This is a genomic window from Acidisphaera rubrifaciens HS-AP3, from assembly GCF_000964365.1.
In the GTDB taxonomy this organism is placed as follows: domain Bacteria; phylum Pseudomonadota; class Alphaproteobacteria; order Acetobacterales; family Acetobacteraceae; genus Acidisphaera; species Acidisphaera rubrifaciens.
In genome coordinates, this window is record NZ_BANB01000337.1 from 1 (window position 1) to 8,267 (window position 8,267).

Annotated in this window: 8 protein-coding genes; 3 read left to right on the forward strand and 5 right to left on the reverse strand. The window is 70.8% G+C overall.

Annotated elements, in window-relative coordinates; genetic code table 11:
• Positions 1-97: 97 nt before the first annotated feature.
• A complete protein-coding gene (locus B8460_RS10690; RefSeq protein ID WP_048861586.1) occupies positions 98-1,102 on the reverse strand; it encodes a cysteine synthase A in 1,005 nt (334 codons plus the stop codon).
• Between the two features lie 83 nt (positions 1,103-1,185).
• Here B8460_RS10690 and B8460_RS10695 point away from each other — a divergent pair, with 83 nt between their 5' ends.
• Positions 1,186-1,596 carry a rhodanese-like domain-containing protein gene (locus tag B8460_RS10695; RefSeq protein WP_048861587.1) on the forward strand — a complete coding sequence of 137 codons (411 nt, stop codon included), beginning with the start codon at positions 1,186-1,188 and terminating at the stop codon, positions 1,594-1,596.
• 22 nt (positions 1,597-1,618) lie between these two features.
• Here B8460_RS10695 and B8460_RS10700 read toward each other — a convergent pair whose 3' ends face one another.
• The 4 genes from B8460_RS10700 to B8460_RS10715 all read right to left on the reverse strand — a co-directional run bounded on the left by B8460_RS10700 (position 1,619) and on the right by B8460_RS10715 (position 4,727).
• Positions 1,619-2,515, reverse strand: coding sequence for a DUF2272 domain-containing protein (locus tag B8460_RS10700; RefSeq protein WP_084623492.1), 897 nt, complete (start codon positions 2,513-2,515; stop codon positions 1,619-1,621).
• 104 nt (positions 2,516-2,619) lie between these two features.
• Positions 2,620-3,738 (reverse strand): S-methyl-5-thioribose-1-phosphate isomerase, encoded by a 1,119-nt coding sequence (mtnA, locus tag B8460_RS10705; RefSeq protein WP_048861588.1) that lies wholly within the window; start codon positions 3,736-3,738, stop codon positions 2,620-2,622.
• Positions 3,739-3,748: 10 nt separating this feature from the next.
• Positions 3,749-4,294: a UPF0262 family protein gene (locus B8460_RS10710; RefSeq protein ID WP_084623494.1), complete on the reverse strand. Its 546-nt coding sequence runs from the start codon at positions 4,292-4,294 to the stop codon at positions 3,749-3,751.
• Complete coding sequence (locus tag B8460_RS10715; RefSeq protein WP_084623496.1) at positions 4,287-4,727, reverse strand: DUF983 domain-containing protein; 441 nt, start codon at positions 4,725-4,727, stop codon at positions 4,287-4,289. Before B8460_RS10715 ends, B8460_RS10710 begins: the two co-directional genes overlap by 8 nt.
• A 428-nt stretch (positions 4,728-5,155) precedes the next feature.
• On the opposite strand from B8460_RS10715, the gene B8460_RS10720 reads away from it, so the two are divergent.
• A complete protein-coding gene (locus B8460_RS10720; protein ID WP_048861589.1) occupies positions 5,156-6,658 on the forward strand; it encodes an MmgE/PrpD family protein in 1,503 nt (500 codons plus the stop codon).
• Between the two features lie 26 nt (positions 6,659-6,684).
• Entirely contained in the window at positions 6,685-7,839 is a 1,155-nt protein-coding gene (gene prpC / locus B8460_RS10725) for a bifunctional 2-methylcitrate synthase/citrate synthase (RefSeq protein WP_048861590.1), read from the forward strand.
• The last annotated feature ends 428 nt before the right edge of the window (positions 7,840-8,267 follow it).

Here is an 8,267-nt window from a genome sequence, read left to right on the forward strand (position 1 = left end):
GCTCGCCCATGCCGCCGCCCGGCCCGCGGCCTGGGCGACGGCGCCGGGCTGAGCGGGGCCGGGCTGAGTGGAGCCGGGCTGGGCGGCGCGGCCCGCGTCAGGCCATCCAGGGCGGGACCGGCAGGCCCTTACCGCGCAGGAACTCCGGGTTGAACAGCTTCGACTGATACCGCGCCGCCCCGTCGCACAGCACCGTCACGACCGTGTGTCCGGGCCCGAGGTCGCGCGCGACCCGGATCGCGGCCGCGACGTTGATCCCGGCGGAGCCGCCGATCGACAGCCCCTCGTGGATCATCAGGTCGAAGACCTGCTCCAGCGCCTCGGCGTCCGGAATGCGCACCGCGTCGTCGATCACCACGCCCTCTAGATTGCCCGGCACCCGCGACTGGCCGATCCCCTCGGTGATCGAGGAGCCGGTGACCGTCAGGTCGTTCGACTTCACCCAGCCGTACAGCCCGCTGCCCTCGGGGTCGGCCAGCACGATCCGCACGTCGGGATTGCGCTCCTTCAGCGCGATGCTGACGCCGGCGAGCGTGCCGCCGGTGCCGCAGGCGCAGGTGAAGGCATCGACGCGGCCCATCGTCTGGTCCCATATCTCCGGCCCCGTCGTCAGCCGGTGGCCGTCGCGGTTGGCGAGGTTGTCGAACTGATTGGCCCACACCGCGCCCATCTCCTCGGCCAGCCGCCTGGAGACATGCACGTAGTTGCCGGGATCGCGGTACGGCTTGGCCGGCACGAGGCGCAGGTCGGCGCCGATCATGCGCAGGAAGTCGATCTTCTCCCGGCTCTGCGTCTCGGGCATCACGATCACGCTGCGATAGCCGCGCGCGTTGCCGACCAGCGTCAGGCCGATGCCGGTATTGCCGGCCGTGCCCTCGACCAGGGTGCCGCCGGGCTTGAGAAGGCCGCGCTCCTCGGCGTCGCGGATGATCGCGAGACCGGCGCGATCCTTCACCGATCCGCCCGGGTTCATGAACTCGGCCTTGCCGTAGATGTCGCAGCCCGTCGCGTCGCTGGCGCGGCGCAGCCGGATGAGCGGCGTGTTGCCGATGGCGTCGGCCAGGTCGGCGGCCGTCTGGTGTCCGTGCGGTGTCGTCGTCATGTATCCCTCCGGCCGGCCGCCCCGCCGCTTGTGGCGCCGCCGGGCACATGCCATGCCGGACAGGGACACGCGGGAGACAGCGGATGCTGGAACATGTGACGCCGGCGCAGGCGTGGGAAGCCCTGCAAAGCAATCCGGATGCGCATCTGGTGGACGTCAGGACGGAGGCCGAGTGGATCTTCGTGGGGCTGCCCGACCTCGCCGCCTGCGGCAAGCAGACGCTTCTGATACAGTGGCAGGTCTATCCGACGATGCAGCTCAACCCGCGCTTCGCGGGCGACCTTGCGTCGGCGGGGCTGACGCCCGGGCACCACATCTTCTTCATCTGCCGCTCCGGCGCGCGCAGTGCCGCCGCCGCCATGGCCGCATCCGAGGCCGGCATGACACAGGTCTACAACGTGGCCGACGGGTTCGAGGGGCCGATGGACGCGGAGGGGCACCGCGGCGCCCTTGCCGGCTGGAAGGCGAGCGGCCTGCCGTGGCGCCAGCGCTGAGCGCGGGCGGCCACCGCCCCCCTCATGAAACGGGCGGCGGCGCGTCGGGGTAGAGCACCTTGAGCACCACCATCCACGGATAGCGCGTGTCGAGCACCGTGCCGTCGGGCGTCGCGAGCCTCCCGTCGCCGGTGACGGGCACGTGCTTCATGGTCACCGCGTCATCGACGTTGCCGCCGATCACGCTGATCTGGTTGGGCTGGCGGGACACCACGATGTCGCAATGCGCGGGAAACGAGCTGGCGGTCGGCAGGTCGTCATAGCGCAGCCGGGCCGACCGGCCGCGTCCGGTGCAGATCAGGTCGCCCGGCTGCGGCGCGTAGTTCTCCGGTCGCTCGGCGGTGACGATCCAGCCCGAGGTCTGCCCGTCGGCCATCTGCTTGGCGATGTTGATATAGGTCGCGTGGTTCATCGAATACGGGAAATGCGGGCCGGCGCCGGCGATGCGCATGACATAGGAGACGAACGCGGCCGACCAGGCGTACCGGCCGTCCTCGCTGGCCGGAAACACCAGGCCGAACTCGTCATGCTTGCCGGTCCAGGCGGCTTCCTTGTCGGACGGATCGAGCGCCAGCCACCAGTATTCGCCGACGCGCTGCCAGTAGCCCTCCTGTCGCTCCGGCATCTGGTCGGGGGGCGGCTGCGGGCGGGTATCGGGCGGGTCGTCGTCCACGGGGCGGTCGAACAGGCGCCATTCGCGCAGCGCGATCGCCACCACCGCCGCCCGGCTGATCGGCTCGTAGGGTTTCTTGGCGAAGTCCGGCACCTGCGTGTCGGACGGTGCGCGATAACCGCTCGCCGCGCTGGTCGCGGGCGGCGTCCGCGCGCAGGCGGCGAGCGCGGCGAGGATCAGGACGCCGGATAGCCGCGCCGCGGCGCCGATGCGCGCCGTCGGACGGGCAGGCGCGCATCGGCGCATGCAGCAGGTCCTTTTTGGAAACGGAATGGAATCAGGACACCGAAATCTCGCATGCCCGGCCGGCGCGCGCCACCGTCGCGTGCACCGCTACGACCGCGCGTCCGTCATGCGTGATCGGGAAACAACGCCGCCATCGCCGCGGGCTCCGCCGCGCAGCAGCCGCGCTCGGTGATCAGGCCGGTGACCAGCCGCGCCGGCGTGACGTCGAAGGCCGGGTTCGCCGCGGCGCTGTCGGTCGGGACGACGCGCACGCTGACGACGCTGCCGTCCGGCGCGCGGCCCGTGACCGTGGTCACCTCGGCGGCCGGCCGCTCCTCGATCGGGATGTCGGCGATGCCGTCGGCGATCCGCCAGTCGATTGTGGGCGAGGGGACCGCGACCCAGAACGGCACGCCGTTGTCGCGCGCGGCCAGTGCCTTCAGATACGTCCCGATCTTGTTCGCCGCGTCGCCCGTCCGCGTCACCCGGTCCGCGCCGACGATGACCAAGTCCACCTGGCCGTGCTGCATCAGATGGCCGCCGGCATTGTCGGCCACGACCGTATGCGGCACGCCGTGCCGGCCCAGCTCCCACGCCGTCAGCGCGGCCCCCTGGTTGCGCGGGCGGGTTTCGTCCACCCACACATGCACGGCGGTTCCCGCGTCATGCGCGGCATAGATCGGCGCCAGGGCGGTGCCATGATCGACCGTCGCCAGCCAGCCAGCATTGCAATGGGTCAGCACGTTGACCGGACGCCCTTCGGAACGCCCCCCCGACTGGCCGTGATGCCGCGCCGCGACGGCGTCGATCAGCGCGCGGCCATGCGCCCCAATGGCGCGGTTGGTGGCCACGTCCTCGTCGGCGATGCGGCCGGCCTCGTCATAGGCGGCGGCGAGGCGCCCCGCGGGCGGGGTCTCGCGCAGCCGCGCCAGCATCCGCTCCATCGCCCAGCGCAGGTTCACCGCGGTCGGCCGCGTCGCGAGCAGCATTGCCGCGTCCCGCTCCATCGCCGCGTCGGTCGCGTCCTCGGCCAGCGCGAGGCACAGCCCATAGGCGGCGGCGGCCCCGATCAGCGGCGCGCCGCGCACCTGCATGCTGCGGATCGCGTGCGCGATCTCGCGCACATGCGTCAGGCGGCGGATGTCGAGCGACCACGGCAGCTTGGTCTGGTCGATCAGCCGGATCGACCGGCCGTCCTGCTCGTCGACCCAGATCGTCCGATAGGGCGTGCCGTCGATCTTCATGGCTTCGGGCCTAGATGCGCTGATGCAGGACGCAGACGAGGGTGAACAGCCGCCGCGCGGTCTCCAGATCCATGCCGATCTTGCCGTCGAGCCGCTCGATCATCAGGTTCGCGCCCTCGTTGTGCAGGCCGCGCCGTCCCATGTCGATCGCCTGGATGCGCGCCTCGCGCCCCTCTTCGACCGCCTTCATGTGGCTGTCCACCAGCAGCTGGTAATCCTTGATCAGCGCGCGGAACGGACCCAACGCCAGCACGATCGCGCCCAGCGGGGCATCGTCCTCGGCCCGTATGTCGAACACCAACCGGCCTTCCTGGATCGACAGATGCAGGACGAACGGGCCGCCGCCGCCGGTCTCGCGCAGCCGCGGGGTCACCGGCGCGAAGCGGTTTTCGGATTCGAGATCGGCGACGGCCTGCGCCCGGTCGGCCTCGAGGATCGGCGACAGCCGCGTCAGCGCCTCGCCGGCCAGCACGACGCGGACGAGGCGTTCCCGGTGCCCGGCCTCGGCAGCGGCCGCGCCGGTGGGCGTCGGGGCGGCCGGTGCGGCGTCATCCATCCGATTCGGATTTCAGCATGCCCAGCTTCAGCATCAGCCCGACCATCGCGCCCTTGACCGGACGCAGCAGCGCGAGCGCGAGCACCGTCGTCAGCGGCAGGAAAATCGCCGACATTACCAAAAGCGATGGCGAATAGGCCTGATCCACGATGTACAGCAGCGGCACCACCAGGTGCCCGACGATCAGGATGGTCAGCCACGGCGGCGCGTCGTCGGCGCGCGCCAGGGACAGCGGGGCGCCGCAGTGATCGCAGGCCGGCACGACGGTGAGATACCCGTCGAACACATGGCCCTCGCCACAGACCGGGCAGCGGTTGCGTAGCCCCCGGCCGATCACCGTCGGCAGGGGCGGCATCGTCGCGGGGTCGGGGATCGGGCCGGCGGCCACGCCGTGTGCCGGCAACTGATCGACATGCGAGTGGACGAGGGCCATGGGCATTCTCCATCGAGCGGCCGACCGCGCCTGCCGCCGTCCCGCGGCGGACGGTTTAGCCGATCCTTTCCGCAAACGCGAACAAACCGTGCAGCGACGGGCGCCACGCCGGCATGCGCCCGTCGATACGCTGCCGTCGGCCGACCGTCCTGCGCCGGGGCCCGCCGGCCGTCCCCCGACTGTCCGCCCGACCGTCCCTGGCCGCGCCACCGGCGCACTCCTGCCGCGTCCCGCCCCGCCCGGCACGCCCGCGCCCTCCCGCTGACGCCCCTCTGGCCTGCCGGGGCATGGCTTGCTCGCCACTGGGGCGAACCTTACGAAGCCGAGGCGGATCAGCACGCGGCACAGGGTTGCAAACCCGGCGTAACGCGCCGGGACTGCTGCATCCGGCCGCCACAACGGCGCGAACGCCACGATCGGAGAGACGCATGAAGATGCACGAGGTGAGGGTTCATCCCTCAAAGGACAACCTGAAGCGCGACGACCAGCTTGCCTGGAAGATCGCCGGCGTCGCCGCCGACCGCGTCGCCGTCGAGCGCGACGTCGCCGCCATGATCATCAACCGCATCATCGACAACGCCGCCGTCGCGATCGCGGCCATCAACCGCCACCCCGTCGTCTCCGCCCGCGACATGGCGCTCGGTCACGCGCGGCGCGGCGCCGGCGCGACCGTCTTCGGCGTGCCCGCCTCGCGCCGGGTCAGCCCCGAATGGGCGGCCTGGGCGAACGGCACGGCGGTGCGCGAGCTCGATATGCACGACACCTTCCTCGCCGCCGACTACTCGCACCCCGGCGACAACATCCCGCCGATCCTGGCCGTCGCGCAGACGATGGAGCGGTCGGGCCGCGACCTGATCCGCGGCCTCGCGACCGGCTACGAGATCCAGATCGACCTCGTCCGCGCGATCTGCCTGCACGAGCACAAGATCGACCACATCGCCCATCTGTGCCCGGCACAGGCGGCCGGCATCGGCACGCTGCTCGGCCTGAAGCAGGAGGTGATCTATCAGGCGGTGCAGCAGGCGGTGCATGTGAGCTTCACCACCCGCCAGTCGCGCAAGGGCGAGATCAGCTCGTGGAAGGCCTATGCCCCCGCCCACGCCGGCAAGCTCGCGGTGGAGGCGGTGGACCGTGCGATGCGCGGGGAGGGCGCGCCGAGCCCGATCTATGAGGGCGAGGACAGCGTCATCGCCTGGATGCTCGACGGGCCGGACGCGCTGTATCGCGTGCCGCTGCCGGACAAGGGCGAGGCCAAGCGCGCCATCATGGACAGCTTCACCAAGGAGCACAGCGCCGAGTACCAGTCGCAGGCGCTGATCGACCTCGCCTTCCGCATGCGCGAGAAGATCGAGAACCTGGAGCAGATCGAGCGCGTTGTGCTGCACACCAGCCACCACACGCATTACGTGATCGGCACCGGCGCCAACGACCCGCAGAAGATGGACCCCAAGGCGAGCCGCGAGACGCTCGACCACTCCATCATGTACATCTTCGCCGTCGCCCTGCAGGACGGCACCTGGCACCACGTGGACAGCTACGCGCCGCGCCGCGCCGGCCGCGCCGACACCGTGCGGCTGTGGCACAAGATCGAGACGCGCGAGGACCCGGAGTGGACCCGCCGCTATCACGCGACCGACCCCAACGAGAAGGCGTTCGGCGCCCGGGTCGAGATCCACATGGCCGACGGCACGGTGATCGAGGACGAGATGGCCGTCGCCAACGCCCATCCGCTGGGCGCGCGGCCGTTCGGGCGCGAGGACTACATCCGCAAGTTCGAGACCCTGACCGACGGCATCATCAGCAGGCGGGAGGCCAACCGCTTCATCGAGATCGTCCAGGATCTTCCGAAGCTCGCGGCCGAGGACCTGCACCTGCTGAACGTCGCCCTGCCGGCCGGCACGCTCGAAGCCGGCAAGCCCGGCATCTTCTGAGCGCGACCGAGAGAGGGAGACCCGAGATGAACGACACACCAGCCGCCGGACCGAAGCCCAAGAAGTCGGTCGCCCTGTCCGGCGTGGAGGCCGGCAACACCGCGCTCTGCACCGTCGGGCGCACCGGCAACGACCTGCACTACCGCGGCTATGACATCCTCGACATCGCCGAGCAGTGCGAGTTCGAGGAGATCGCCCACCTGCTGATCCACGGCCGCCTGCCGACGGTGGCGGAGCTGGCGGCCTACAAGGCGAAGCTGCGCGAGCTGCGCGGCCTGCCGTCGGCCGTGACCGACGCGCTGCGCGCCATCCCGGCGGCGGCGCACCCGATGGACGTCATGCGCACCGGCGTCTCCGCCCTCGGCTGCGTGCTGCCGGAGGCGCATGACCACAACCATGCCGGCGCGCGCGACATCGCCGACCGGCTGGTCGCCTCCCTGGGTTCGATGCTGCTGTGGTGGTACCACTGGTCGCATAACGGCCGGGCGATCGACGTCCGCACGGACGACGATTCGGTCGGCGGGCATTTCCTGCACCTGCTGCACGGGCGGCGGCCGGACGCGGCGGCGGTGCGGGCCATGCACACCAGCCTGATCCTGTACGCCGAGCACGAGTTCAATGCCTCGACCTTCACGTCGCGGGTGATCGCGGGCACGGGCTCGGACATCTACTCGGCGATCACGGGGGCGATCGGCGCGCTGCGCGGGCCGAAGCACGGCGGCGCCAACGAGGTCGCCTTCGAAATCCAGAAGCGCTACCAGACCGCCGACGAGGCCGAGGCCGACATCCGCCGCCGCATGGCCGCCAAGGAAGTCGTCATCGGCTTCGGCCACCCCGTCTACACGATTGCCGACCCGCGCAACGAGGTGATCAAGCGCGTCGCCCGCACCCTGTCGGAGGCGGCCGGCAGCATGCGGATGTTCCAGATCGCCGAGCGGATCGAGCAGGTGATGGCCGACACCAAGCGGATGTTCGCCAACCTCGACTGGTACAGCGCTGTCTCCTACCACATGCTCGGCGTGCCGACGGCGATGTTCACCCCGCTGTTCGTGATCTCCCGCACCACCGGTTGGAGCGCGCACGTGATCGAGCAGCGCATGGACGGCAAGATCATCCGCCCCGCCGCCGTGTATGTCGGGCCGGAGGACGTGCCCTTCGTGCCGATCGAGCAGCGCGTCTGACGCGCGACGCCCGCGCAGGCTACCGCCACGCCGCCGCTGCAGCGATGCAGCGGCGGTTTTCTTTTGCGGGCGGCGCGTGTCGCTGCGCGCATCGGACGTGCGGATTCGCGCGACGTGGATTTTTTGTCGGAACTAGCGAGCAACGGTTGCTTTTTGTTGACACGCGCACGGCAGACGCGGAATAGCGAAAGCATCGTGCATGCACACGATTCGCGCAGAGTTGCTGTCAAGCGTCGATGCATGCGCGTGTAACAGAAGGACGGTCCATGGACCGCGGCCTTGTTCGAACCAGTAGCGACGATATGGCGGCCTCCGCCGCCTGCACCGCGCGCGCCATGCCGTCGCGCCGGATGCGGGCCGTGGTGCCGCACCGGGTCGTCGTGGCGGCGTGCGCCGGCGGCGCGCGCGTCGACGCGGTTCGCACGCCC

Bases quoted from the DNA above. Each gene is read 5' to 3' on its own strand.
- B8460_RS10690 (WP_048861586.1), bottom strand. From the start codon at position 1,102: ATGACGACGACACCGCACGGACACCAGACGGCCGCCGACCTGGCCGAC.
- B8460_RS10695 (WP_048861587.1), top strand. From the start codon at position 1,186: ATGCTGGAACATGTGACGCCGGCGCAGGCGTGGGAAGCCCTGCAAAGC.
- B8460_RS10700 (WP_084623492.1), bottom strand. From the start codon at position 2,515: ATGCGCCGATGCGCGCCTGCCCGTCCGACGGCGCGCATCGGCGCCGCG.
- mtnA (WP_048861588.1), bottom strand. From the start codon at position 3,738: ATGAAGATCGACGGCACGCCCTATCGGACGATCTGGGTCGACGAGCAG.
- B8460_RS10710 (WP_084623494.1), bottom strand. From the start codon at position 4,294: ATGGATGACGCCGCACCGGCCGCCCCGACGCCCACCGGCGCGGCCGCT.
- B8460_RS10715 (WP_084623496.1), bottom strand. From the start codon at position 4,727: ATGGCCCTCGTCCACTCGCATGTCGATCAGTTGCCGGCACACGGCGTG.
- B8460_RS10720 (WP_048861589.1), top strand. From the start codon at position 5,156: ATGAAGATGCACGAGGTGAGGGTTCATCCCTCAAAGGACAACCTGAAG.
- prpC (WP_048861590.1), top strand. From the start codon at position 6,685: ATGAACGACACACCAGCCGCCGGACCGAAGCCCAAGAAGTCGGTCGCC.